This window comes from Agromyces aureus, assembly GCF_001660485.1.
GTDB classification, from domain to species: Bacteria; Actinomycetota; Actinomycetes; order Actinomycetales; family Microbacteriaceae; genus Agromyces; species Agromyces aureus.
The window spans coordinates 958,541-982,356 of record NZ_CP013979.1 but is presented as its reverse complement, the minus strand read 5'-3'; the positions used below and the strand labels follow the sequence as shown (position 1 = coordinate 982,356).

Here is a 23,816-nt window from a genome sequence, read left to right as displayed (position 1 = left end):
CGCCCGTGAACCCACGGAGTCGACGCCATGTCGAGCGGCCCTCGGTGGGTGGCGGCCGCCTCCCTGAGCCGCCTCGGAGCCCGCGCGGGTCAGCGCAGCAGGTTGCCGCTGATGGCGAGCGCGGCCCGCCGCGGCAACAGCCGCACCAGCGTGCTGTTCAGCGCGTTGCCCCGGCCCGACACGACGCTCGGCGGCGTGACTCGGCGATCGAGTTCGCGATGGGCGAGCTCCACGACCTGCGTGGGGGTCTGGAAGCGGCCGACCGCGGCATCCGCCGTTCCGACGACGTCGAAGAACTCGGTTCGCGTCGCACCCGGGCTGACGGCGAGCACCCGAACGCCCGAGTCGCGGGTCTCGTACGCGAGGGCCTCGGTGAAGCTCAGCACGAACGCCTTGGTCGCGCCGTACACCGCCATGCCGGGGCAGGGCTGATAGGCCGCGGTGCTCGCGATGTTGACGAGCACGCCTCGCCCGTCGGCGACGAGGTCGGGCAGGAACTCGCGCGTGAGCCCCACGAGCGATGCCACGTTCAGGCTCACCATCTCGGCGATGCGCGCTGGGTCGGCCTCGACGAACGCGCCCTTCATGCCGAATCCGGCATTGTTCACGAGCGAGTGCACCGCGATGCCCCGCTCGTCGAGGGCGGCGCGCAACACCGTCGGCGCATCGGCGGTCGCGAGGTCCTGCGCGAGGGTCGTGACCCGCACCCCGTGCTCGGCCTCGATGCTCGTGGCGAGGTCGATCAGTCGCGCCTCACGGCGGGCGACGAGCACGAGGTCGGCGCCGCGAGCGGCGAAGCTCGAGGCGAACTCGGCGCCGAGCCCCGAGCTGGCGCCGGTGATGAGCACGGTCTGTCCGCGATAGTCGTTGGTCATGGGACAAATGTAGACAGTGACATCATTGTTGTCAATGCCTACATGACGCTAGAGTGGGCGGATGAGCGAGCGCACCTACCACCATGGCAACCTGCGCCAGGTGCTGCTCGATCGTGCCTGGACGACACTCGACGACGACGGCCTCGCGGCGCTCTCGCTGCGGCAGCTCGCGCGTGATGCCGGGGTCAGCCATGGGGCATCGGCCCGGCATTTCCGCGACAAGCAGGCCCTCCTCGACGCCCTCGCCATCGCCGGATTCACGCGGCTCAACGCCGACCTCGCGGCGGCAGCGGCCGGGCCCGCGCCGTTCGATCGGCGCTTCCGCACGGCCGGGCTCGCCTACGTCTCGTTCGCCGTCGAGCACCCCGCGATCCTCGACACGATGTACACCGCCAAGCACCATCCGGATGCCTCGGCCGAACTCGTGCGACTCAGTCACGCCGGCATGGCCACCCTCGTCGCCCTCATCGACGAGGCCCAGCGATCGGGGGCGGTCCGCGCGGGCGACGCGAGCGAGTTCGCGCTCGTCGGGTTCGCCGCCGTGCACGGTGTCGCGGCGCTCGCCATCGACGACCTGCTGAACGGCACCGGCTGGCAGGATGCGGCCCAGGCCACCATCTCGTTCGTCTGGCGCGGGCTCGCGAACCCGGTCGAGGTCACCGCCTGAGCGACTTCGGCGCGTCGCGCGCGTGAGCTCCGGTCGGACGCGCGAGCGCCGGTCGGACGCGTGAGCGCCGGCCGGCCCGTGAGCCTCAGGGCGCGTGAGCGCCGGCCGACCCGTGAGCCTCAGGGCGCGTGAGCGCGGCCGGGCATGCGAGCCTCAGCGCGCGTGAGCGCCGGTCAGGCGTCGAGCGTCACGCGTCGAGCGCGCCGGCCCCGCACAGCCGCCCACGCACCCAGCCGGCGGCATCCGATTGCGCGAGCTCGCCCGAGCGGATGACACGTACGAACTCGATCGCCTCGGCGCTGAGGCGCCCGTCGGCCGTGTCGGGCCCGTCGCGCAGCACGTGCGTGGTGAGCCACTGCGCGAGCCGACCGCCGACTCGGGTCGCGACCGCGACGGTGCCCGCGAAGTGCCTCGCCTGGCCGTCGGTGTCGTCATCGAGCTCGGCACGGAATCCGCGCCCGCTGAGCCGGTTACTGCCGCCGGACGCGGCATCCGTGAACCAGAACGGGCCGCGCCGCACGCCGCCGACGCGTCCGAGCTCCTTCAGGAATCGCCGGTCGGTGTGCCCGCGCCGGGAGAGCTGCTCGATCGAGTCCGCGAGGGCGGCGCAGGCGTCCATCCGTCCACCGTAACCGGCGACGGCGGACTCGAGGACACGCGATCCACGATGACGCCGCGAGCGCAGTGCGGTGAGGCGTGGCGTGGTGCGGTGCGGTGCGGTGCGGTGCGGTGCTGCGGGCAACTCAGGAAGCACACACGACACGCGGGCGACCGGATGCCGCGGCGCGGCGTGTCATCGCGCGCATCCTGAATTGCCCACGCGACGCAGCACGGGTCGGCCGGGATCGGACTCGCCGAGACGAGCGAACGGCCGCCCGCGGCATCCGGCGCCCGATTGCGGCGCAACGCACGTCAGAGCCCTTCGGCGATCTCCTTGATCGCGGCCAGGCGGCGGTCCCACTGGGCGCCGATGGTCTCGAGCCCGCGCGCGGTCTCGGTCAGTTGCGCGCCGATGACGCGGAAGCGCACCTCGCGGCCAACGCGCACCGGCTCGACGAGGCCGACCTCCTGGAGCACGACGAGGTGCTTGGCGATCGCCTGGCGCGTCACGGGCAGGTGCCCGGCGAGGGCGGACGCCGAGGCGTCGCCCTCGCCGAGTGCGGTCAGGATCGACCACCGGGTCTCGTCGCCGAGTGCGGCGAACACCGGAACCAGCGTTTCGGATGTCACGCGTCGCCCTCGAGCAGGGCGACGAGCTTGTCGAGCTCGGAGACCCAGCCTTCGGCGTGCTCGGCCATGTTCCTCGCCGGGTCGGACGTGCGGTCGAAGCCGGTCTCGAGGACCGTGAGCTCGGTGCCGCCGTCGACGGACTCGAGCGTGAAGGTGAAGACGGTGGCGTGCTCGTCGAGCTCGTCGCGCAGGTGCCCGAGCGCGTCGTCGTTGCCCCAGCGGTAGGTGACGCTGCGGGGGGCGTCGACGGCCTCGACGGCGAGCGGCACGCGGCCGTACCCGTCGAACGTGATGCTGCCTCGAGCGCCCGGGCCCGCGCCGTCGAGTTCGGTGCGGCCGAACCACCGCGAGATGTGCGCTGGTTCGGTGACGGCCTGCCACACCTTCTCGACGGGCGCGGCGATGCGGATGGTGCGTCGCACCGCGTAGGCGGCCTCGTCGACGACGGATGCCTGGTTGTCGGTCATGCTCATGATTCTCGTTCCTCTCGATCGGACTTTGCAACCCTAGAGTTGCACTTCAGATCGCAAACCGCAACCCATTGGTTGCAAGTCGTCGACGAGCTCGAACGAGGTCAGACCGCCCGCACCGGTTGCCGCAGCACCGTGCGCAGCTTCTCGGGCGCAGTGCGCCGCGCATTGCTCAGGTAGATCTCATGATGCGACCCGTTGAAGGCCAGGCCGTGCTGCGGCATCCATTCGTCGTGCAGGCGCGCGAGCGTGGGCGCCTCGTCGTCGTACGACCCGACGTGCAGGATCTGCACCGACTCCCCCTCGTGCAGGTGCTCGAGGCGCAGCAGGTCGAGCGCCGGATTCGCGTCGGTCGCCGCCGTCGACGCCTTCGCGCGCACGGCCTCGACGCCGGCCGCGACGGCCCGCTCGTCGATCCAGTCGGGCTGGTTGACGAGCATGGTCCAGCTCCACGCTCCCTTGTCGCGCGCGACGAACGCCGCCCGGTCCTCGGCCCACCACAGCCCCTCGAGCGGCGCGACCGCGAAGTCGCGACCAGACTCGCGCTTGCTCGCGAACTTCACCGCGTAGGCCACTCCGAACAGGGCCTCGACCGCCTGCACGTATGCCGCCGAGGTGTTCGGGTCGCCGTGCCCGTCGATCGCGAGGTAGCGCAGCGGCGGCACCTCGACGACGACGAAGTCCTTCGCCGACGGCGCGTAGAGCTCCCGGTGCGCACGCTTCACGTCGTACTTCTCACCCGTGGGTTCGGTCATGCGGCCGAGCGTACGCGGGCCCGCGGTCAGAAGGTGGCCGGATGCCGCGGGCGGCCGCACGAGGCATCCGTCGCCCTGCTGACATCCGCACGCGACCGGCGTAGCGTGAGCGGCGACGCGAACCGGCCGACCGTGCCGGCGCACCAGGGGGTCGACGATGACCGGAATCTCACCCATCCAGCCGTGCCTGTGGTTCGACGACCAGGCGCGCGAGGCGATGGAGTACTACGTGGGGGTGTTCCCGGACTCGCGCATCGTCTCGATCGAGCCGTACCCCGACGAGTCACTCGACGAGCACTTCGAGGGCATGTCGAACAAGGTGCTGAACGGTCGGTTCACGCTGAACGGCGTCGACTTCACGTGCCTCGACGGCGGCCCGCTGTTCTCGTTCAGCGAGTCGATCTCGTTCGTCGTGTCGTGCGCCGACCAGGCCGAGATCGACCGCTACTGGGCCGCGCTCTCGCACGTACCCGAGTCCGAGCAGTGCGGCTGGTGCAAGGACCGCTTCGGCATCAGCTGGCAGATCATCCCGGCGAACATGGGCGAGCTGACGAAGCGGCCGGAGCAGATCCAGGTGATGATGCGCCAGAAGAAGGTCGTCATCGCCGAGCTCGAGAACGCGTGAGCGGATGCCGCGGGCGGCCGCCCGCGGCATCCGTCACCGCATGTCCGAAGCGGGCGTCAGCGCCCGTGGATCGTCAGTTCCGGGCGGGCGTCAGCGCCCGTGGACCTTCTCGATCGCCATCACGAGGATCACCCGGTCGGCCTTGTCGGCGGGCGCCTCCTGCTCGGCGTTGCCGTAGCGCTGCCCGAGTCGCACGTAGAAGGCGCCCTCGGGGTCGGGGATCACCTCGGCGAGCCGCCCGCGCACCTCGACGTAGCGCAGCGGGTTCTCGGGGTCGAGGGCCTCGAGCGTCATGTGCGGGTTCGCCTGCAGGTTGCGGAACTTCGCCCGCTTCGTCGTGTGCGTGAAGCGGATGACGCCGGCCGCCGCATCGAGCTCGAACCACATCGGGTTGACCTGCACGTCGCCGGCGGGGCGAACGGTGGCGAGGTGTCCGAAGACGGGCGCGGTGAGGATGCGGACGGCGTGGTCGTCGAGTTCGATCGTCATGCCTTCAGTCAACCGCACCGGCGTCGGTGGATGTTCCGGATGCCGCGGGCCGCGTCGCGCGTCAGATCTCGGTGTGGCCGAGCTCGGGCGCCGCGAGGGTGCGCACGACCGCGTCGGCGAAGCCCTCGAACTCGAGCACGACGACCTCGTTCGCGCCGGCGCGCGTGACGGGCGCGGGCACGATGAGCGTGCGCTGCGGCCCGCGCCGCCAATAGCGCCCGAGCAGGAACCCGTTGACCCACACGAGCCCCTTGCCCCAGTGCAGCGTGTCGAGGAACAGGTCGGCGGGCGCCGCGAGGTCGAACGCGGCGTGCGCGAACGCGGGACCGGCGACGGCCCCCCTGCCGTCGCCTGGGGCTGCAGCCGCCACGGGCGCGCGATCGAGGTCGATGGGCCGCACCCGCCAGCCGGTGAGTTCGACGCCGTCGAGCGCGACGCCGCCGATGAGGCCCTTGTGCTCGCCGAGGCGCGTGCCGTAGTCGACGCGCCCCTGGTCCTCGACGAGGATCGCGAGCTCGCCGCGCGTGCGGGGCAGCACGATCGAACGCTCGTGCGCGTCGCGCGACATCACGCCGACGGGCACGCCGTCGAGCAGCACCCAGGCGCGGTCGCGCACCTCCTCGCCGACGGCCAGCACGCCGGGCGCGGCGGCCCCGCCGTCGAGTGCGCCGTCGAACCATGCGTCGATCGCACCGAGGTCGTCGCCGGCGCCGAGCGTCGTCGTGAACAGCGCGAGGCCGCGGTAGTGCCCGAGCTCGTCGAACGTCGGCACGTGCTCGTGCGGCGCCTCGTCGCCGAGTGCGCCCGACGCGGCGAGCCCGAGCAGCGACGGCCCCACGGCGAGCGGGGCCTCGAGCTCGGGCGCCGGGCCCGCGGCATCCGGAACCTCGTCCGGCACCGGCGCATAGCGCGAGATGACCTCGCGGAACGCCCAGAACTTCTCGGTCGGGTGCCCCGCCTCGTCGAGCGGAGCGTCGTAGTCGTAGCTCGTCGTGATCGGCGCGTAGCGGCCCTTGTCGTTGGCGCCGTTCGTGAGCCCGAAGTTCGTGCCGCCGTGGAACATGTAGATGTTCACCGAGCCGCCGGCCGCGAGCAGCAGATCCAGTTCGTGGGCGGATGCCGCGGCATCCGTCGTGTGGTGGTGCGAGCCCCAGTCGTCGAACCAGCCGCACCAGAACTCCATGCAGACCAGCGGACCGGTCGGCTGGAACTCGCGCAGGGTCTCGAGGCGCTCGAGCGTGCGGGAGCCGAACGAGCCCGTGAGGTGCAGGCCGGGCAGGCTGCCGTCGGCGAGCATCTGCGGGGTCGGCTGGTCGATGGTCGTGAGCGGCACCGTGACGCCGGCATCGCGGGTGACCTCGACGAGATGCTCGAGGTAGCGCTGGTCGGAGCCGTAGGCGCCGTACTCGTTCTCGATCTGCACGAGGATCACCGAGCCGCCCGTGTCGATCTGGCGCGGCGCGACGATGTCGTAGACGTTGCGCAGGTACTCGGTCACCGCGGCGAGATAGCGCGGCTCCGAACGGCGGATGCCGACCTCGCGGTCGCGGAACAGCCAGGCGGGCAGGCCGCCGTTGTCCCACTCGGCGCAGATGTACGGGCCCGGGCGCACGATCGCGTGCATGCCCTCGGCGGCGACGAGGTCGAGGAACCGGCCGAGGTCGAGCCCGCCCGACGACTTCCACTCCCCCTCGTGCGGGGCGTGCCGGTTCCACGCGACGTAGGTCTCGATCGTGTTCAGGCCCATGAGCCGCGCCTTGCGGATGCGGTCGGCCCACAGGTCGGGGTGCACGCGGAAGTAGTGCAGTGCGCCCGAGAGCACGCGGAACGGGGCTCCGTCGAGCTCGAAGTCGGTCTCGCCGATGGCGAAGCGGCTCTGCGGGTGCTGGGCGGTCACGGCGTGTCCGTTCGGGATCTGACCGGCGGGGCCGGTGACGGTGGAGAGGTCATGCTGGCGGTGCTGGCGGTGCTGATGGTGCGGTGCGGGTGCGCGGCGGGGCCGGCCGACGACTGCCGGCCGACCCCGCCGCATCCGATCACTTGTTGACGGTGAAGCCCTGCCCGTTGCCGTACTCGACGAGCTGGTCCTGCCACGTGGCGAGGCCGTCGTTCAGGTCGGTGCCGTTGGCGTACGCCTGGCCCACGGTGTCGCCGAAGATGCTGTTCGCGTACACCTGGTAGGGCAGGTACGACCAGCCCGACGAGACGTCCTTCGAGGCCTGCGTCAGCACCTCGTTGATCTTCTGGCCGCCGAAGTACTCCGACTCGAGGTTCACGAAGTCGGGGTCCTCGAGGTCGGCAGTGGTCGCCGGGAATCCGCCGCTCGAGAGGAAGACCTCGATCGACGCCGGGTCGGAGTTCAGCCAGCGCAGGAACGCCGCGGCGAGCGCCGGGTTCTCGGACTGCTTCGTGACCGACTGGCCGCCGCCGCCGTTCTCAGCGGCGACCGGGGTGCCATCGTACGTCGGCATCGGGGCCACGCGCCAGTCGCCCGCGGCATCCGGAACGCTCGATTCGAGCACGCCGGGCATCCAGGCGCCGATCACGAGGGTCGCGATCGAGCCGTCGCCGAGGCCCTTGTACCACTCGTCGCTCCAGCCGGGGGTGCTCGAGAGCAGTCCGCCCTCGACGAGCTGGTTCCAGACGCCGGTCCACTTCTGCGTGCCTTCGTCGGCGAGGTCGATGGTCACGTTCGTGCCGTCGGCCTCGAACGGACGGCCGCCGGCCTGCCAGATCATGCTCGTCGCGAAGCCAGAGTCGCCGGTGTCGGCGGTGATGTACTTCGTCGGGTCGGCGGCGTGGAGGTCCTTGGCGGCCTGCACGTACTCGTCCCACGTGGTCGGCACGGCGATGCCGAACTGGTCGAACACGGCCTTGTTGTAGAAGAGGGCCATGGGGCCCGAGTCCTGCGGCAGGCCGACGAGCTGGTCGCCGACGTTCACGGCGCCCCACGTCGAGGCGCTGAACTGGTCCTCGAGGTCGCCGAGGCCGTACTGGCCGAGGTCGAGCAGCGAGTCGGAGAGCGCGAACTGCGGCATCGCGTAGTACTCGATCTGCACGACGTCGGGAGCGCCCGAACCGGCCTTGATCGCGTTCTGGAGCTTCGTGTACTCCTCGGTGTTCGTGCCCGCGTTGACGAGTTCGACGTCGACGTTCGGGTACGCCTCCTCGAACGCGGCGACCTGCGCCTCGGCGCTGGGGGTCCAGCTCCAGTACGTGAGCTTGCCGCCCTTCTCGAGCGCGGCGTCGAGGTCGGAGGCCGAGCCGCCGGCGTCGGAGCCGCCGCCGCCGGTGCCCGAGGAGCAGGCGGCGAGCGTGCCGACGAGGGCCGCGGCTGCGACGACCGAGAGGGTCCGCCGGAGGGCGGAGCGAGCGATGCTCATGGTGGTTCCCTTCACTTCGTTGTGTTCTGTCGTGTGGTGTGTCTTGGTGATGCGTGGTGTGCCATGCGGTTCCGGGGCAGGACGCTCCGGTGAGCGGATGGTGCGGTCGTGCAGGTCGTGCAGTGCCGCTCGGTCACTGCTTGACGCTTCCGGCGCTGAGTCCCGACTGCCAGAACCGCTGCAGGCCGAGGAACGCGACGACGATGGGGACGATGGTCAGGAGCGAGCCCGTGATCACCAGGTTGTAGATGGGCTGCGCGGCGACGCCGGTCGCCTGCGCACTCCACTGGTTGAGGCCGACCGTGAGCGGGTACCACGAGGGGTCGCTCAGCATGATCAGCGGCAGGAAGTAGTTGTTCCAGGTCGCGACGACCGTGAACAGCAGCACCGTGACGATGCCCGGCGCCAGCAGGCGGATCGAGATGGTGAAGAACGTGCGGAACTCGCCCGCGCCGTCCATGCGGGCGGCCTCGAGCAGCTCGGTCGGCACCGAGTCGACCGCGTAGACCCAGATCAGGTACAGCCCGAACGGGCTGATCAGCGACGGGATGATGATCGCCCACGGCGTGTTCGTGAGGCCCAGCTGGCTGAACATGAGGAACGTCGGCACCGCGAGCGCCGTTCCGGGCACCGCGATCGCGCCGAGCACGACGGCGAAGACCGCCTTGCGGCCCGTGAACCGGAACTTCGCGAGGCCGTAGCCGGCGAGGGTCGCCAGCAGCGTCGCGCCGCCCGCGCCGACGATCACGTAGAGCAGCGTGTTGCCGAACCACCGCAGGAAGATGCCGTCCTTGTAGGTCAGCGTCTCCCAGATGTTCTGGAACAGCACGAACTCGTCGTCGAACCAGAGCCCGAAGCTCGAGAACAGCCCGGCCTGCGTCTTCGTCGCGTTGATCACGAGCCACACGAGCGGCACGAGGCTGTAGATCACGAAGATGCCCATGAGCAGCGTGAAGGCGACGGACTTGCGGGGGCGCAGCGGCGAGGAGTACTTCGGGCGGTAGGACCCGCGCCGACGGGAACGGGCGCCTGGCGCACCACGGCCGCCCGCGGCATCCGTCGTGGTCATGACCTCGGTGAGGGTGCTCATCGCTCTTCCTTCCGCGAGCCGCGCAGCTGCACGACGTAGGCGATCACGGCGGTGAACACGCCCATGACGATCGCGACGGTGGCCGACGCGTTGTACTGCTGACCGGCGAACGAGAGGTTGTAGGCGTACATGTTCGGCGTGAAGTACGTGGTGATGATGTTCGGGGCGAGCGTGCGCAGGATGTTCGGCTCGTTGAACAGCTGGAAGCTGCCGATGATCGAGAAGATCGTGGCGATCACGATCGCGCCGCGCAGCGCCGGGAGCTTGATGCCGGTGACGACGCGCATCGGGCCGGCACCGTCGAGCTCGGCGGCCTCGTAGAGGTCGGTCGGGATGACCTTGAGCGCCGAGTAGAAGATCAGCATGTTGTAGCCGACGAACTCCCAGGTCACAATGTTGCCGATCGAGACGAGGATCCACTCGCGGGCGAACGGCGTGATGATCGTCGAGCCGAGCCAGTCGTTGATGTTCGCCGCGAGGCCGAAGTTGTCGCCGTAGATGAAGCCCCACATGAGCACCGCGACCACGGCCGGCACCGCGTACGGCAGGAAGATCGCGATGCGGAAGAAGCCCGTCGCGTGCAGCCGTGCGCTGTCGATCGCGAGCGCCGCGACGAGTGCGAGCCCGAGCATGACGGGCACCTGCACGAGCAGGAACAGCGTGACCCGGCCGAAGCCCTCCCAGAACTGCGAGTCGCCGAAGAGCTGGAGGTAGTTCTCGAAGCCGACGAACGCGTTGCCGCCCACGAGCTGCTCGCGGTAGAGGCTGAGGTAGATCGAGTAGACGACCGGTGCGATGAAGACCAGCAGGAACACCACGAGGAACGGGGCGACGAAGGCGAGGCCCTTCCATTCGCTGCGGGTGCGGCCGCGCGTGCCACGGCGACCCGCATCGCGTCGGCGGGGGGCGGATGTCGCGGCCGGGCCGGGGTGTGGAACCAGTTCTGGGGACGTCGTTGTCATCGGATCTTTCCAATCGAAGAGATGTTGACGTCAACATCTCGCGAGGACACCGTAGCATGTTGACGTGAACATGCGCCACTCTTCACGAGGGCGCGCTGAAGGGAGCCGGAGATGACGACGACCGACCCGATGGGCGCCGCCGGCAGCGGCTTCGGCAGCGGCTCCGGCAGCGGACGCCGCCGAGCGCCGTCCATGGCCGATGTCGCGCGCGAGGCCAACGTCTCGGGCCAGACCGTGTCGCGGGTGTCGAACGGCCGCGACAACGTCGACGCCGCGACCCGCGACCGCGTCCTCGCGGCCATGTCCAAGCTCGGCTACCGCCCGAACAGCGCTGCACGGGCCCTGCGAACCGGTCGGTTCCGCAGTATCGGCGTGATCATGTTCACCCTCTCGAGCTTCGGCAACATGCGCACCCTCGACGCCATCACCACCGCCGCGAGCGCCGCCGGCTACTCGCTCACGCTCATTCCCGTGCCGCACCCGACCAAGGGCGAGCTCTCGGTCGCCTTCGACCGCCTCGCGGATGCCGCGGTCGACGGCGTCATCCTCGTGCTCGAGGCGCACCTCTTCGACGAGTCCGAGGTCGAACTGCCCGACGGACTGCCCGCCGTGATCATCGACGCCTCGGGCGACGAACGCTTCCCCGGCGTCGACACCGACCAGGCGCACGGAGCCCGCCTCGCCGTGCAGCACCTGCTCGACCTCGGACACGAGACCGTCTGGCACGTCGCCGGGCCCGACCGCTCCTACTCGGCCACGCGCCGCCGCGACGCCTGGGCCGCGACCCTCGCCGAGCACGGGGCATCCGCTCCCCCGGTGCTCGAGGGCGACTGGTCGACCGAGGCCGGCTACGAGCTCGGCCTCGAGCTCGCCGCGAACCCCGCCGTGACCGCCGTGTTCGCCGCGAACGACCAGATGGCGCTCGGCGTGCTGCGCGCCATGCACGAGACCGGGCGCGCCGTGCCGGGCGACGTGAGCGTCGTCGGCTTCGACGACATGTCGGAGTCGAGCAGCTTCTGGCCCCCGCTCACGACCGTGCACCAGTACTTCGGCGAGGTCGGCCGCCGCTCGGTCGAGGCCCTGCTGCACGAGGTCGAGGCCGGAGAGCGCCGCGCCAACTCGCTCGTCGATGTCGAGCTCGTCGTGCGCCAGAGCACCGCGCCGCCGCGCCGCTGACGGGCCGGCGCCGTCGCCGCGCGGCGCCGCACGCCGCGCCACTCGCGCGTGCGCGCCTCCGCCGGCGCGGACGCGAATGGTCGCCATTCCGCGCGGCTGGCGACCATTCGCGTCCGCGCGAGCCGCCTGCAGTGCGGCATGCACGGAATCACGTGACGGATGCCCCGGCGGGGCGCCCTGGGCTCAGGGGCGCGGTGCGAGCTCGAGCGTGTAGAAGACGCTGTTGGGGTCGAGCGTGTACGAGCCGAACGGCGGGCACGGGGCGAATCCGGCCTTCTCGTAGAGCGCGCGGGCCGGCGCGAAGAAGTCCTCGGTGCCCGTCTCGAGGCTGATGCGGGCGTAGCCCCGGCCGCGGGCCTCGTCGAGCACGTGGTCGAGCAGGCGTCGACCGAGGCCGCGACCGCGCGCCGCGGCATCCGCTCGCATGGATTTCAGCTCGCCGTGATCGGGCGCGAGCTGCTTCAGCGCAACGCAACCCAGCACCACGTCGCCCTCGGCGATCGCCCAGAACGTGACCGCCGGGTCGGCGAGGCCCGACACGTCGAGCGCGTGCACGCTCTCGGCCGGCGAGGTCGCGTGCATGTCGGCGAGGTGGTCGTCGAGCAGGCGCAGCACGCGCGGGTCGGTGAGGTCTCCGGGGGCGATCACGAGTTCAGGCGATTCGGGCACCGGATGATTCTCACACCCGCGTGAGTCGGCCAGGTTTCGCGGGCGCGTCGTCACACCTCGACCGCACGCCCGTCGACGAGCCACACGGCACGATCATGCACGGATGCCGCGGACGCGTCGATCGCGTCGCGGAGCCCGTCTTCGCCGTCGACGAAGTGCGACCAGCCGTCGTAGTGCGCGAACGTCGCGACCCGCGGCGCGGCGATGCCGACGAGCTCGACGGCGTCACGACCGGTCATCGTGAACCGCAGCGGACCCGTGACCCCGAAGCGCACGCCGCCGACGTTCGCGAGCATGACGTCGATCGAGAGCTCCTCCGCCGTGCGGCGCAGGGGTTCGAAGAGCACGGTGTCTCCCGTGACCCAGAGGGCGACCTGCTCCTCGCCCTGTCGGCGAACCGCGAACCCGACGACGTCGCCGACGATCGCGTGCGTGAGCGGGGGTCCGTGCCGGCACGGCGTCGCCGAGATCACGAGCGTCGGCAGCCCGGGCCTCGGGCCGGCCAGCGTCACCGAGGCGCCGGGCACGAGCCCGTGCAGCCGTTCAGCGGCCACGGGGGCTGCCGACTGCGCCGACGCGAGCCGACCGGCGCCGCTCGCGGTCGTCACCACGGCACCGGCCGACGGCAGCATCGCGCGACCGGCGTCGTCGAGGTTGTCGGCATGGTGGTCGTGGCTCACGAGGGCGACGTCGATCGGGCCGAGGTCGTCGACGTCGATCGCGGGATCCGCGGTCTTCGTCGACCCCGTGCCCCAGCCGAACGCGTAGTGCCGCCCGGCCGGGTCGAACGTCGGATCGATGAGAAGCCGCCATCCGTCGAGCTCGACGAGCACGGTCGGGCCGCCGATCCGGGTCAGCTTCATGCTCGTGACACTATGGCACGGCGATGGGCGCGTCGATGCCCAGTTCAGGAGGGCAGGGGGCTGCACCGCGAACGTCGCGACGATCGCGCCGCCGACGGCGAATCGTGCCGCACCTACGCACTCGCGACGACGGCGGGGCGCGCGTGCGCGAGCGCCCATTCGAGGGCGTGGTCGGCGACCTCCTCCCAACCGGGTTCGGCGCAGATCCAGTGCGACCGGCCCGGGAACTCGACGTACTCGGTGACCGCCGGCGACTTCGCGTAGTGCTTCGCGTTCGACTTGTTCACGCTCGGCGGCATGATGTGGTCCTTCTCGCCGCCGATGAAGAGCAGCGGCGCGCGGTCCTTGGTGTAGTCGACCCAGGTCTCCTGGTGGCCCGGCTTGAAGTTGGCGATGAGCCCGTACGCCCAGATCCAGTTGCCGGGAGCGGGGATCGCGAACTCCGACCACACCGCGTCGGAGTCTTCGCGGGAGAGGGTATTCGCGAACGCGTAGTGGAACTCCTCCGGCGTGAACGCGACGGCCCGGTGCAGGTTCGCGGGGTTCTTCAGCGCCGGGAACAGCGACTTCGCCTGCGAGAGCGGCGTCATGCGCACGCCCTCGGTCGGCGCCGAGTCCACGACGACGCCCGATGCGCCGAGTCCACGCGCGAGCAGCAGCTGGGTGAGCGTGCCGCCGAACGAGTGCCCCATGATGATGGGCGGCTTCGGCAGCGCCTCGATCTGCGCGGCGAGGTGGTCGACGGTCGCGGGTACCGTGAGGTCCGCGATCAGCTCGGGCTGCTCGCGCAGCGCCTCGACCTCGATCTCGAATCCGGGGTACGCGGGCGTGAGCACGGTGAAGCCCTCGGCCTCGAAGTGCTCCTTCCAGCCGCGCCAGCTCCGGGGCGTCATCCAGAGTCCGTGCACGAGCACGATGGTGTCGGGGGCGGTGGGGTCGGGGGTGGTTTCTTCGGTCATGGTGCGGTCCTTTCGAGGGTGGTGGGGCGGTGGCGAGCGGATGTCGAGGGCGGGCGCCGCGGCATCCGCTCCCCTGGGTCGCTGAACCTCAGGCGTCGATGAAGGCGAGCAGGTCGGCGTGCAGCCGCTCGCGCTCGGTGTCGGGCAGGCCGTGCGCGCCGTGCTCGTAGACGAGCAGGGTGGCGTCGTCGATGAGCTCGGCCGAGCGGGCGCCGCCGACCTCGAAGGGCACGATCTGGTCGTCGTCGCCGTGGATCACGAGCGTGGGCACGTCGATCTTCGCCAGGTCGGGCCGGAAGTCGGTGGCCGAGAACGCGGCGATGCACTCGTACGCGGCCCGGTGCCCGCAGGCCATGCTCTGCAGCCAGAACGCGTCACGCACGCCCTGCGAGATGTCGGTGTTGCGGTTGTGGCCGAAGAACGGCCCGTCGGCGAGGTCGCGGTACAGCTGCGAGCGATCGGACGCCTCCCCCGCCCGGATGCCGTCGAAGACCGCGATCGGCAGCCCGCCCGGATTGTCGTCTGTGGCGAGCATGAGCGGCGGCACCGCCGAGACGAGCACGAGCTTCGCGACGCGCGCCGATCCGTGCCGTCCGACGTAGTGCGCGATCTCGCCGCCGCCGGTGGAATGGCCCACGAGCGTGAGCTCGGTGAGGTCGAGGTGCGTGATCAGGCAGGCGAGGTCGTCGGCGTAGGTGTCCATCTCGTTGCCGTTCCACGTCTGGCTCGAACGGCCGTGGCCGCGCCGGTCGTGGGCGATCGCGCGGTGGCCGTGCTCCGCGAGGAAGAGCGCCGCGGCCTCCCACGCGTCGGCGTTCAGCGGCCAGCCGTGGCTCAGCAGCACGGGCGTGCCGCCTCCGCCCCAGTCCTTGTAGAAGATCTGCGCGCCGTCATCGGCGGTGACGTAGGGCATGGGCGCCTCCTCGAGCGGGGCGATTCGCTCGGCTGCGATTCGCGGATGCCTCATGCTGGCGCGAGTGGGCCCGGCACCGAACCACGTGGCGTGCGTAGTCGCGACCGCGTCAGCTCGCCGGGTGCCGCTCGGCGAGCTGGCGGCGCGAGGTGATGCCGAGCTTCCGGAACACCTTGCGCAGGTGGTAGTCGACGGTGTTCGCGCTGATGAACAGCTCGGCGCCGATCTCGGCGTTGGTGCGGCCCGCGGCGGCGAGGCGTGCGACGGCGTCCTCCTGGGGGGTGAGGTGCTCGGCACCGCCGTCGCCCGGCTGGTGGGCGACGACGCGCTCGCCGGTCGCCTCGAGCTCGCGATGCGCGCGTGCCGCGAACGCCGGCGCCGAGACCCGCTCGAAGATCTCGCACGCGGTGCGGAGTTCGTCGCGGGCCTCTCGGCGGCGCTTCATGCGCCGCAGCCACTCGCCGTACAGCAGGTGCGCGCGGCCGAGCTCCCCGGTCGCCGTCGCCAGTCCGAGCTGCGCGATCGCCTCGAGGTACCCGGCCTCGGCCCGCTCGGGCTCGGAGACCAGCGCGGCGGCCCGTGCGGCGATCCCGCGGATCCACGGCGTGCCGCTCACCGCCGCGAACTCGGCGAGCCGGTGGGCGGCCGCTCGCGCCGGTGCGAGATTGCCGCTGCGCACGGCGGCCTCGACCAGGTCGGGCAGCTGCTGGTACGTCACCTGCAGGAACTCCAGCTCGACCAGGGGTCGGAGGCGCTCGTAGGCGTCGCGGTAGTGTCCGTCGGCGATCTCGCGGATCGCGAGGCCCGTCATCGCGACCGTCCACACGCCGGCGAACCCGGTCTCGAGCGTCGCCTCGGCGATCTGCTCGACCTGCTCGTACGGCGCACCGGACCACGCGAGGGAGGAGGCGTTCACGACCTGCTCCGCGTCGTAGCCGATGGCCCGGCGCAGCTCGCGCACCTGCTCCACGTATCGGCCGGATGCCGCGGGGTCGCCGCGCGCGAGCTCGACGAGTCCGAGCACCCACAGGGTGGTGTCGAGCACGCGCAGGTTGCCCGCCTCGGTGGCGGCGCGCATCGTGCGCTCGAGCAGCTCAACGCAGGTGCGCTCGTCCCACAGCGCCATCGTCAGGGCGACCCCCTCCGAGCCGAGCTCGAGCAGTTGCGCGTCGGTCGAGTCCTGGAGCATCGCGACCGCCTCGCGCATGATCGGCACCGCCTCTGCGTACGGCTGCAGGACGTGCGCGCCGAGCGCGCCGAGCGTGAGCGAGGTGCGTCCGTCGGCGACGGCGGCGCCCGCGGCGAGCCGTCGCCCGAGCACCTGCAGCGACCCGGTGCGCGGCCGACTCCGAGGTGAGCTCCGCGTTGAACGCGGCGAGCAGGGCTCGCTGTTCGAGCTCGGGCGCACGACCGTGGAACAGCCCGGCGGCCTGCAGCAACCGCTCGGTTCCGCCCCGAACGCCGTCGGGATCGGCGACGAAGAGGGCGAGCATCGCCCGGAGCAACAGCAGTCGCCCCTCGGTCACGGGATCGAGGTCGGCCGGGCCTTCGCGGTCCCGTTCGATGCGGTCGAGCAGCTCGAGTGCGAGCTTGGCCGCACCGGCCGCCGCCGCGGCCTCGGCCGCCGCCATGAGTCGGGCGTCCCGCAGGGGGCCGGGCGTCGTGAGGTCGGCGGCCCCGGCGAGCAGCCTGGCGCGCGAGGCGGTGCCGCCGCGGCCGCCCGCGGCATCCGCTGCCCGCTCCATGCGATCGGCGACCTCGTCGTCGACACCGGATGCCGCGGCCGCCGCATGCCAGACCGCGAGGTCGGGCCGCCCGTGCTCGTCGGCGACCTCGCGCAGCACCGCATGCACCTCGCGTCGCTCACCGGCGGGCATCGCGTTGTAGACCGCGGCGCGAACGAGCGGATGCCGGAACCGCACGCGTTCGCGCACCGACGCGAGCCCTGCGAGCTCGGCCGCGCCCGCGGCATCCGTCGCCACCCCGAGCCGCTGCGCAGCCACGTCGATGAGCGCGGTGCGCCCCGTGGACTCGGCCGCCGCGATGCCGAGCCACCGACGCGAGCCGGCGGGCAGCGCGTCGACCGCACGCAGGTAGGTGGACTCGAGGCGCTGGCCGATCGGCACCGGACCGAGCGCGAGCGACGAGTCGGTGAGCTGCTGCGCGGTGAACTCGCGGGCGAGGTCGATGAGGGCGAGCGGGTTGCCGCCGGTCTCCTCCGCGAAGCGGGTCGCGAGGAACGGGTCGACCGGCTCGGCCGCCGACCGGTTCAGCAGCCGCACCGAGGTCGGCGCGTCGAGTCCGCCGAGCTCGAGCACCTCGAGGCCGGCCACCGCGACGTCGACGTGCGCCTCGGGGCGGGCGCAGAGCACGAGCGCGACCGACTCGGCCGCGAGGCGACGACCGACGAACGCGAGCACCTCGAGCGACTCGGCGTCGACGAGGTGCGCGTCGTCGACGACGCAGACCAGCGGATGCCGCTCCGCCGCCGCCGCGAGCAGCGAGAGCATCCCGAGCCCCACGAGGTAGCGGTCGGGCGGCGGGCCGTCGTCGACCCCGGCCGCGATGCGCAGCGCCGACGCCTGGCGGGCCGGCAGCGCATCGAGGAGCTCGGTGAACGGGGCGCCGAGCCGCTGCAGGGTCGCGTACGGCATCGCCTGCTCGGCCTCGAAGCCGTCGGCGCGCACGATCCCGACTCCCGCGAGGTCGCGCGTCGCCTCGTCGAGGAGCGACGTCTTGCCGATGCCGGGCTCGCCGCGGATGAGCAGTGCCGACCCTCGCCCGTTTCGCGCCGAACCGACCAGCTCGGCGAGTCGCTCGCGCTCGCCGGCACGGCCGAGGAGCGCAGGCGATGGCGTGTCGATGCTGACCACGGTAGTGGAGCGCTCTCACGCGGCGCCATGGCGACTTCGGCCGAGCCTGCGAACGTACGGAGGCTGCTCTCCTGCGTTGGTGAGCAGCCTCCGCTGAACGGACTCAGCCGAACAGCCTCCGCAGCCAGTCGAGGAGCGCCTGCACGACCTGCGCGATCACCTGTGCGGGCCCCGGGCGGTCGTCGACCACGGTCACCGCGATCGAGCTCACCGTCACCGACTCCTGACCGTCGACCGTCGCGGTGACGGCGACCGACAGGTCGTGGCCGACGTCGCCGCCGCGGACCTTGTAGGTCGCCTCGGTGCCCTTGCGGCCGGGGATCGGCTCGCCGTCTCGCAGCCACTGGTAGGCGATGGCCGCCTCGCCGTGGGACCAGGTGCCGGGCTCGGCCGTGAGGGTCGAGCCCTTCACCGGGTTCCCGGCGATCGACGCCGCGGTGAGGTTGGCCAACGGCACCGTGACCTCGGGGAGCACCGTGATCACGGTGGGCTCGGCGATCGGCTCCAGCCGGGCGCCGGACGCCGCGGGCGCGGCATCCGTCAACTCGAGCAGGCCGTGCATGTCGATCGAGCCGTCCGCCGCGATCTCCGGGCGCACGCCGTCGAGGTCGACGGACTCGAACCAGTCGGCCGTGACCGGCGACGCGGCTCCCGTGTTCCAGAGGTTGGTCGGATCGGTGAGCAGCGACGTGTCGGCCTGCTTCAACGCGAGCACGTCGGTCTGCGGCGACTGCCAGGAGAGCACACCGGAGGCGCGGTAGTCGGTCGCCGCGGCATTCGTCTCGAGCCGCACACCGCGGTCGTTGCCGACCGAGGTGACCCGGTCGAGACGGATGTCGGGCCCGGAGTTCGAGCTGACGCCGGTGGCGAGGTTTCCGAAGCTGACCGAGTTGCGCAGCAGGTGGTCGCCGGGCATGGACTCCCCGCCGAGCTTGAACCCGTTGCCCTCGCCGGTGCGGCTCGGGTCGGCCTGCAGCCATCCGTTGTCGTAGGCGACCGAGTCCTCGACGACGACGGTGCCGATCGGGCCGGTCGTCGACTTGGCGTAGAGGTCCCAGCCGTCGTCGATGTTGTTGTACGCGATGTTCGAGCGGAACACGTTGCCCTCGCCCACGCTGAGCTTCGCCGCGAAGCCATCGGCGTCGTTGCCGCCGAGGTCGGCGTTGTCGTGCGACACCGACGAGACGACCAGGTTGTCGGTCGGCCACAACGCGGGCGGCTCCGCCTCGGATCCGGAGATCTGGATGCCGGTGTCCATGTTGTGGTGCGACTCGACCCGCTCGACGATGTTGTGGTGGCCTTGGATGAGCATGGGCTTCCGCTTGTCGGCGGAGCCGGTGATCTCCAGGTCGTACACGTGCCACCAGTCGCCCCGGAGCACGAGGCCACCGTCGGGCGAATCCGTGAGGTCGAGCACGGCTCGCGTGCCGGGCTCCGACATGAGGGTGATCGGAGCCGCGGCGGTGCCGTCGCGTCCGCGCTCGGCGACGACCTTGCGGGTCAGCGCGTAGGTTCCGCCCTCGAGCACGATCTGCTGCCCGGCCTGCGCGAAGGCGACGGCGGTGTGCAGGTCGAGCGGCGACGCCGTCGTGCCGTCGCCCTCGGGAGTGCCGTCGGGTGCGACGCGGATCGACTGGCCGGGTTCGCCGAACGAGTCGACCGTGACGGTGAGCGGCACGTCGACCGGCTCGGTCGACTCGACCTGCTCGTACTCGCCGAGGTGCGGCTGCTCGGCCGCGGGCAGGAACCGTGCCGTGAGCTCGTTCACGCCGGGCTCCAGGTGGACGGGCACGAGCACGCGCTCCCCCGGCGTGAGCGGCACGTCGCCGGCGACGACCTCGCCCGCAGCGTCGATGATCTGGCCGGTGCCGTACATGTTCGCGACGAGCGGCACGTCGAGGCTGGACTCCGGGGTGGTGCGCGTCACGTCGACCGCGAGGGTCGCCGGAATGTACTCGGTGGGCGGGTCCTGCCTCGGCTCGTCGTCGGCGGGCAGGATGGTCGTGAACTCCCAGTCGGTGACGGTCACCTGGATCTTGCGGGCCACCGCGAGTCCGACGAACGACGCACCCGCGTTCTGCACGTCGAGCATGTCCGGGTCGTACTGGATGACCTCGAGGTCCTGTCCGTCGCGATGCCAGATGGCGTGGTACCCGGTGTTGGACTTGCGCAGCGTCAGCTCGTACTCGTCGCCCGCGGCGAACTTCGGGCCGACCGCGTCGGGGCGGTACTCCCAGTCGAACGCCTCGGAATCGCTCATGTCGCGGGTGCCGGCCGTGTTGTCGGTCGTCGCGCCCGTGTAGCCGTGCACGAAGCGCGCCCCGGGCGTGCCGTCCTGCCACTCGCCGGCGCCGGTGCCGAAGGGGTAGCGGGTGAGCAGCGCACCGGCGGAGTTGAAGTACCTCGCGGCCGAGAGGCCGGGCACGAGGTCGTCGACGGCGAGCACGCCGAACCCGGACTGGGCGTCCTTCGCGGTCGCGTCGTCGACGCGGAACGTCGCGGTCAGCGTGAAGTTCTCGGTCGCGGGGTCGACCTGCGTGTAGAAGTACTGGAACCCGTCCTCGCTGTTGGCGAGCTTGGTCGAGCTGGCCTTCGCGTCGAAGGTGATGGATCCGTCGTCGTGCTCGAGCACCGAGCCGCCCGACCCGGCGTTCGACCCGACGTCGGCGATCTGCCAGCGTTCGACCTCGCCGGCAACGTCGACGGTCGTCTCCACTCCGGTCGCGGACTCGGTGCCGCGGTGGGCGACGATGCGTACCTGATGACTCGCGCCCGGCGTGAAGCCCGGGACGTCGGCCGTGGTGCCGGTGAGGTTCGAGGCGACGGTGGCGAACGGCGCGCCGCCGGTGCTCGCCTCGACGGAGTACGAGTCGGCCTCGGCGGTCGCCGACCACGAGAGCGTCACGGTGGCCGAGCCGCCGACGATGCCGCTCGTCAGCGCGCCCGTCACGGTCGGCCCGGCGAGCGGGAGCGAGAAGTCCTCGACCGCGGCACGAGCCGAGATGAGGGCGGATGCCTCGCCCGCACGGGTGAGCCGCACCTCGACCTCGTACGCACCCGACGCCGGCGGCGTCAACGCGAGGGTTCCCGTGGTGCCGTCCGTCGCCGCGAGCGTCTGGTCGACGACCGCGCCGTCCGCGGAGTGAAGGCTGGCGTAGACCACGTCGCCGCCATCGTCACCGAGCAGGCCCTCGTAGGCGACGAGCAGGTTCGCGGGGTTCGCCGGGTCGGGTTCGACCGACGTGATGACCGGGGTCGCGACCTCGCCCCAGACTGCACGCGTCTGCGGATCGAACGGTCCGACCTGGGCGAAGTAGACGTTGACGCCCGAGCTCGGCGACGCGAGCCAGTACTCGCCGGGCGAGGTGATCGCAATGCGCTCGGTGGTCACCGCCTTCGAGTCGACGTCGGCGAGCGCCGGCGCCCGGCCGATCTCGCCCGCCGCGTTGTACAGGGCGACGGCGCGGTCGGCCGTCGCGCTGCCGCTGCGGGCGGCGACGAAGACCTCGGTGGGCACGTCCGCCTCGGCGACCTCGAAGTGCAGCGAGCGGGCGGCTTGGGCGCCCGAACCGTTCAACTTGATGCGCTTGGTGAACGCCTCGCCGCGATCGGAGATGCGGTTGTGGGCGTCGACCGTCACGTTCTTGCCGGGTGCGGCGTAGATCGTGAAGTCGCTGCCGGTCGGGGTGATCGCGACCAGGTCGGCGATGGGGAGATTCCCCGCGTTCAGGGCGGTGGACGGACCGAGCGCGGTCGCGCCGACGGCTCCGGTCAGGGTGAGGGCCGCGACAGTCAGGGCCGCCAGGGAGGTTCGGAGGGCGCGCGACAGCTGGGGCATGGGTCTCCTCGTCGAGATCGTGTCGTTCCGCGTCGATTGGCCGAGAAAGCGCTTTCTCGCGGATGCTCGATTCGCACGGTAATCGCTTTCCGCATGCACGTCAACCGTTGAGCGCGATCCGGTGACCTCCGACGGGCCGCGACGGGCCACGCCGGGCCGCGACGATCTGGATCGTGCCACCCACGAGCCCGGGCAGCGCCGAGACGCACAGCCGGACCGCGCCGCAACCCCGACACGGCGGCGAGATCGCGATCGTGCGATCGCGCCGCCGGAGCCCTACAGCGCGCCGGTCGCCGGCGTCTCCCGCACGCGACCGCCGCCCTCGAACACGAGCAGGCGGTCGGCGAGCTTGTCGACGAAGAACCGGTCGTGGCTGACGACCACGACGGCGCCCGGGAAGTGCGTGAGGGCTCGCTCCATGACCTGCGTCGACGTGATGTCGAGGTGGTTCGTGGGCTCGTCGAGCACGATCACCGCGGCCCCCGAGAGCAGGCACTGCGCGATCGCGACTCGGGCGCGCTGCCCGCCCGAGAGCGTGCCGATCTTCTGCTGCAGGTCGGCCTCCGAGAACTGCAGCATCGCGAGGAACCGGTTGACGGACTTCTTCGTCGCGGTGAACGCGAGCGAGTCGGGGTAGGCGTTCACGGCGTGGCCGACCGAGTCGGTGAGGTCCAGCTCGGCGTAGACCCGGTTGTACGACACGAACCTGGCCCCCTTCGCCCAGCGCACGCTGCCGGCATCCGCCTCGGTCTCGCCCGTGAGCACGTCGAGCAGCGTCGACTTGCCGGAGCCGTTCGAGCCGAGCACCGCGACCCGGTCGCCGCGGTGCAGGTCGAACGAGACGTTCTCGAAGAGCGGCGTGCCGTTGAACCCCTTCGAGAGGCCGGTGACGGTGAGCAGGTCGTTGCTGACCCGCAGGCCCTCGTAGATGCCCGTGATGATCTGGTCGATCGGGCGCGGCGCCTGCCGCTTCTTGATGTCGGCGAGGCGACGCGCGACCGCGTTCGACGGGTTGCGGGCTGCCTCCCGGCGCGCGGCCGACGCGGCCTGCTCGTAGGCCAGCAGCTCCTCCTCATGGGCGAACTGCTTCTCGAGCATCTTCAGGCGCGACTGCTTCGCGTGCACGTAGGCCGAGTAGTCGCCCTCGTACTCCTGCAGGCGGTAGTTCTCGAGCTCGATGATGCGGTCCACGACGCCGTCGAGGAACTGGCGGTCGTGCGAGACGACGAGCACGGCACCCGCGAAGGAGGCGAGCCAGTTCTCGATCCACTTCACGCCGTCGAGGTCGAGGAAGTTCGTCGGCTCGTCGAGCAGCAGCACGTCGGGCGACTGCACGAGGATCTGCGCGAGCGCGGCCCGGTTGCGCCATCCGCCCGAGAGCCGCTCGATCGGCAGGGTGCGGCGCTCGGCGTCGAAGCCGAGGCGCGTGAGCACGGTGTCGATCGTGGTCTCGTACGTCCAGCCGCCGATGTGGTCCATGCGCTCGAAGAGTCCGCCCTGCTCGGTGAGCAGACGCGTCATCTCGTCGTCGCCCATCGGCTCGGCGAGCGCCAGGCCGATCTCGTCGATTCGGGCCTGGGTCTCGTGCACATCGGCGAAGTGCGCGCTCAGCGTCTGCTGGATCGACCGCTCGCCGTCGAGCTCCGAGAACTGCGAGAAGTAGCCGATCGTGGTGCCGAGCGTCACGTCGCGCGTGCCCTCCGACGGTTCGCGGCGCCCGAGCACGACCTCGAGCAGGCTCGTCTTGCCCGTGCCGTTCTTGCCGATGAGGCCGACGCGGTCGCCGGCCTTGAGCTTGAGGAACGCCTCCTTCAGCACGGGTCGCCCGTCGAACTCGATGGCGACGTCGTTCAGGCGGATCAGGCTCACGGGGGTCCTCTCGGTGACGGCACGCTCGCTCGGGCATGCCTCTCGCACACGGAGGGCGGATGCCGCGTGGCGAAGTGACTGGCGCCCCAAGCGTACGTGGCCCGGCCGGG

The 23,816-nt window shown here is 71.3% G+C and carries 21 protein-coding genes; 3 read left to right on the top strand and 18 right to left on the bottom strand.

The window, feature by feature from the left end:
* Positions 1–89: 89 nt before the first annotated feature.
* Positions 90–875, bottom strand: a complete 786-nt coding sequence (locus tag ATC03_RS04170) for an SDR family NAD(P)-dependent oxidoreductase (protein WP_067873478.1) — start codon at positions 873–875, stop codon at positions 90–92.
* 61 nt (positions 876–936) lie between these two features.
* Here ATC03_RS04170 and ATC03_RS04165 point away from each other — a divergent pair, with 61 nt between their 5' ends.
* Positions 937–1,542, top strand: coding sequence for a TetR/AcrR family transcriptional regulator (locus tag ATC03_RS04165; protein WP_067873476.1), 606 nt, complete (start codon positions 937–939; stop codon positions 1,540–1,542).
* Between the two features lie 187 nt (positions 1,543–1,729).
* On the opposite strand, the gene ATC03_RS04160 is transcribed toward ATC03_RS04165, so the two are convergent.
* The 4 genes from ATC03_RS04160 to ATC03_RS04145 form a co-directional block, all read right to left on the bottom strand.
* Positions 1,730–2,161: a hypothetical protein gene (locus ATC03_RS04160; RefSeq protein WP_067873473.1), complete on the bottom strand. Its 432-nt coding sequence runs from the start codon at positions 2,159–2,161 to the stop codon at positions 1,730–1,732.
* 293 nt (positions 2,162–2,454) lie between these two features.
* Positions 2,455–2,772 carry an ArsR/SmtB family transcription factor gene (locus ATC03_RS04155; RefSeq protein ID WP_067873470.1) on the bottom strand — a complete coding sequence of 106 codons (318 nt, stop codon included), beginning with the start codon at positions 2,770–2,772 and terminating at the stop codon, positions 2,455–2,457.
* Positions 2,769–3,239, bottom strand: a complete 471-nt coding sequence (locus ATC03_RS04150) for an SRPBCC domain-containing protein (RefSeq protein WP_227820230.1) — start codon at positions 3,237–3,239, stop codon at positions 2,769–2,771. The genes ATC03_RS04155 and ATC03_RS04150 overlap by 4 nt, the downstream gene beginning before the upstream one ends.
* 107 nt (positions 3,240–3,346) lie before the next feature.
* Positions 3,347–3,997 carry a GyrI-like domain-containing protein gene (locus ATC03_RS04145; RefSeq protein ID WP_067873465.1) on the bottom strand — a complete coding sequence of 217 codons (651 nt, stop codon included), beginning with the start codon at positions 3,995–3,997 and terminating at the stop codon, positions 3,347–3,349.
* Between the two features lie 157 nt (positions 3,998–4,154).
* Between ATC03_RS04145 and ATC03_RS04140 the strand changes: the two genes are divergently transcribed.
* Positions 4,155–4,622, top strand: a complete 468-nt coding sequence (locus ATC03_RS04140; protein WP_067873460.1) for a VOC family protein — start codon at positions 4,155–4,157, stop codon at positions 4,620–4,622.
* 90 nt (positions 4,623–4,712) lie between these two features.
* On the opposite strand, the gene ATC03_RS04135 is transcribed toward ATC03_RS04140, so the two are convergent.
* The 5 genes from ATC03_RS04135 to ATC03_RS04115 form a co-directional block, all read right to left on the bottom strand.
* A complete protein-coding gene (locus tag ATC03_RS04135; protein WP_067873456.1) occupies positions 4,713–5,111 on the bottom strand; it encodes a PPOX class F420-dependent oxidoreductase in 399 nt (132 codons plus the stop codon).
* Between the two features lie 61 nt (positions 5,112–5,172).
* The gene (locus tag ATC03_RS04130) at positions 5,173–7,008 is read right to left on the bottom strand and encodes a glycoside hydrolase family 35 protein (RefSeq protein ID WP_067873453.1); all 1,836 of its coding nucleotides are present in this window, start codon (positions 7,006–7,008) and stop codon (positions 5,173–5,175) included.
* A 139-nt stretch (positions 7,009–7,147) separates the two neighbouring features.
* Positions 7,148–8,494: an ABC transporter substrate-binding protein gene (locus ATC03_RS04125; protein WP_084003275.1), complete on the bottom strand. Its 1,347-nt coding sequence runs from the start codon at positions 8,492–8,494 to the stop codon at positions 7,148–7,150.
* Between the two features lie 133 nt (positions 8,495–8,627).
* Entirely contained in the window at positions 8,628–9,584 is a 957-nt protein-coding gene (locus tag ATC03_RS04120) for a carbohydrate ABC transporter permease (protein ID WP_067873450.1), read from the bottom strand.
* Positions 9,581–10,546 carry a carbohydrate ABC transporter permease gene (locus tag ATC03_RS04115; RefSeq protein WP_067873447.1) on the bottom strand — a complete coding sequence of 322 codons (966 nt, stop codon included), beginning with the start codon at positions 10,544–10,546 and terminating at the stop codon, positions 9,581–9,583. The genes ATC03_RS04120 and ATC03_RS04115 overlap by 4 nt, the downstream gene beginning before the upstream one ends.
* 111 nt (positions 10,547–10,657) lie before the next feature.
* On the opposite strand from ATC03_RS04115, the gene ATC03_RS04110 reads away from it, so the two are divergent.
* The gene (locus ATC03_RS04110) at positions 10,658–11,722 is read left to right on the top strand and encodes a LacI family DNA-binding transcriptional regulator (protein ID WP_152030862.1); all 1,065 of its coding nucleotides are present in this window, start codon (positions 10,658–10,660) and stop codon (positions 11,720–11,722) included.
* Between the two features lie 183 nt (positions 11,723–11,905).
* On the opposite strand, the gene ATC03_RS04105 is transcribed toward ATC03_RS04110, so the two are convergent.
* The 8 genes from ATC03_RS04105 to ATC03_RS04075 form a co-directional block, all read right to left on the bottom strand.
* A complete protein-coding gene (locus ATC03_RS04105) occupies positions 11,906–12,391 on the bottom strand; it encodes a GNAT family N-acetyltransferase (RefSeq protein WP_067873445.1) in 486 nt (161 codons plus the stop codon).
* Positions 12,392–12,441: 50 nt separating this feature from the next.
* Positions 12,442–13,254, bottom strand: coding sequence for an MBL fold metallo-hydrolase (locus tag ATC03_RS04100; RefSeq protein ID WP_067881356.1), 813 nt, complete (start codon positions 13,252–13,254; stop codon positions 12,442–12,444).
* Positions 13,255–13,367: 113 nt separating this feature from the next.
* Complete coding sequence (locus ATC03_RS04095) at positions 13,368–14,213, bottom strand: alpha/beta hydrolase (RefSeq protein WP_067873442.1); 846 nt, start codon at positions 14,211–14,213, stop codon at positions 13,368–13,370.
* A gap of 88 nt (positions 14,214–14,301) precedes the next feature.
* Complete coding sequence (locus ATC03_RS04090) at positions 14,302–15,126, bottom strand: alpha/beta fold hydrolase (RefSeq protein WP_067873439.1); 825 nt, start codon at positions 15,124–15,126, stop codon at positions 14,302–14,304.
* Positions 15,127–15,235: 109 nt separating this feature from the next.
* Entirely contained in the window at positions 15,236–16,315 is a 1,080-nt protein-coding gene (locus tag ATC03_RS20165) for a helix-turn-helix transcriptional regulator (RefSeq protein ID WP_161490312.1), read from the bottom strand.
* The gene (locus ATC03_RS20160) at positions 16,221–17,999 is read right to left on the bottom strand and encodes an AAA family ATPase (protein ID WP_152030860.1); all 1,779 of its coding nucleotides are present in this window, start codon (positions 17,997–17,999) and stop codon (positions 16,221–16,223) included. The genes ATC03_RS20165 and ATC03_RS20160 overlap by 95 nt, the downstream gene beginning before the upstream one ends.
* Before the next feature lie 103 nt (positions 18,000–18,102).
* On the bottom strand, positions 18,103–21,837 hold the full coding sequence (locus ATC03_RS04080) for a right-handed parallel beta-helix repeat-containing protein (RefSeq protein ID WP_067873436.1): 3,735 nt from the start codon (positions 21,835–21,837) through the stop codon (positions 18,103–18,105).
* A 276-nt stretch (positions 21,838–22,113) separates the two neighbouring features.
* Positions 22,114–23,706: an ABC-F family ATP-binding cassette domain-containing protein gene (locus tag ATC03_RS04075; RefSeq protein WP_067873434.1), complete on the bottom strand. Its 1,593-nt coding sequence runs from the start codon at positions 23,704–23,706 to the stop codon at positions 22,114–22,116.
* Positions 23,707–23,816 lie beyond the last annotated feature (110 nt).

Excerpts from the sequence above, each read along its gene's own strand:
- ATC03_RS04170 (WP_067873478.1), bottom strand. The coding sequence starts at position 875 with ATGACCAACGACTATCGCGGACAGACCGTGCTCATCACCGGCGCCAGC.
- ATC03_RS04135 (WP_067873456.1), bottom strand. The coding sequence starts at position 5,111 with ATGACGATCGAACTCGACGACCACGCCGTCCGCATCCTCACCGCGCCC.
- ATC03_RS04100 (WP_067881356.1), bottom strand. The coding sequence starts at position 13,254 with ATGAAGCTGACCCGGATCGGCGGCCCGACCGTGCTCGTCGAGCTCGAC.
- ATC03_RS04110 (WP_152030862.1), top strand. The coding sequence starts at position 10,658 with ATGACGACGACCGACCCGATGGGCGCCGCCGGCAGCGGCTTCGGCAGC.
- ATC03_RS04125 (WP_084003275.1), bottom strand. The coding sequence starts at position 8,494 with ATGAGCATCGCTCGCTCCGCCCTCCGGCGGACCCTCTCGGTCGTCGCA.
- ATC03_RS04120 (WP_067873450.1), bottom strand. The coding sequence starts at position 9,584 with ATGAGCACCCTCACCGAGGTCATGACCACGACGGATGCCGCGGGCGGC.
- ATC03_RS04115 (WP_067873447.1), bottom strand. The coding sequence starts at position 10,546 with ATGACAACGACGTCCCCAGAACTGGTTCCACACCCCGGCCCGGCCGCG.
- ATC03_RS04095 (WP_067873442.1), bottom strand. The coding sequence starts at position 14,213 with ATGACCGAAGAAACCACCCCCGACCCCACCGCCCCCGACACCATCGTG.
- ATC03_RS04090 (WP_067873439.1), bottom strand. The coding sequence starts at position 15,126 with ATGCCCTACGTCACCGCCGATGACGGCGCGCAGATCTTCTACAAGGAC.
- ATC03_RS04150 (WP_227820230.1), bottom strand. The coding sequence starts at position 3,239 with ATGACCGACAACCAGGCATCCGTCGTCGACGAGGCCGCCTACGCGGTG.
- ATC03_RS04140 (WP_067873460.1), top strand. The coding sequence starts at position 4,155 with ATGACCGGAATCTCACCCATCCAGCCGTGCCTGTGGTTCGACGACCAG.
- ATC03_RS04165 (WP_067873476.1), top strand. The coding sequence starts at position 937 with ATGAGCGAGCGCACCTACCACCATGGCAACCTGCGCCAGGTGCTGCTC.
- ATC03_RS20165 (WP_161490312.1), bottom strand. The coding sequence starts at position 16,315 with ATGCTCCAGGACTCGACCGACGCGCAACTGCTCGAGCTCGGCTCGGAG.
- ATC03_RS04160 (WP_067873473.1), bottom strand. The coding sequence starts at position 2,161 with ATGGACGCCTGCGCCGCCCTCGCGGACTCGATCGAGCAGCTCTCCCGG.
- ATC03_RS04080 (WP_067873436.1), bottom strand. The coding sequence starts at position 21,837 with ATGCCCCAGCTGTCGCGCGCCCTCCGAACCTCCCTGGCGGCCCTGACT.
- ATC03_RS04145 (WP_067873465.1), bottom strand. The coding sequence starts at position 3,997 with ATGACCGAACCCACGGGTGAGAAGTACGACGTGAAGCGTGCGCACCGG.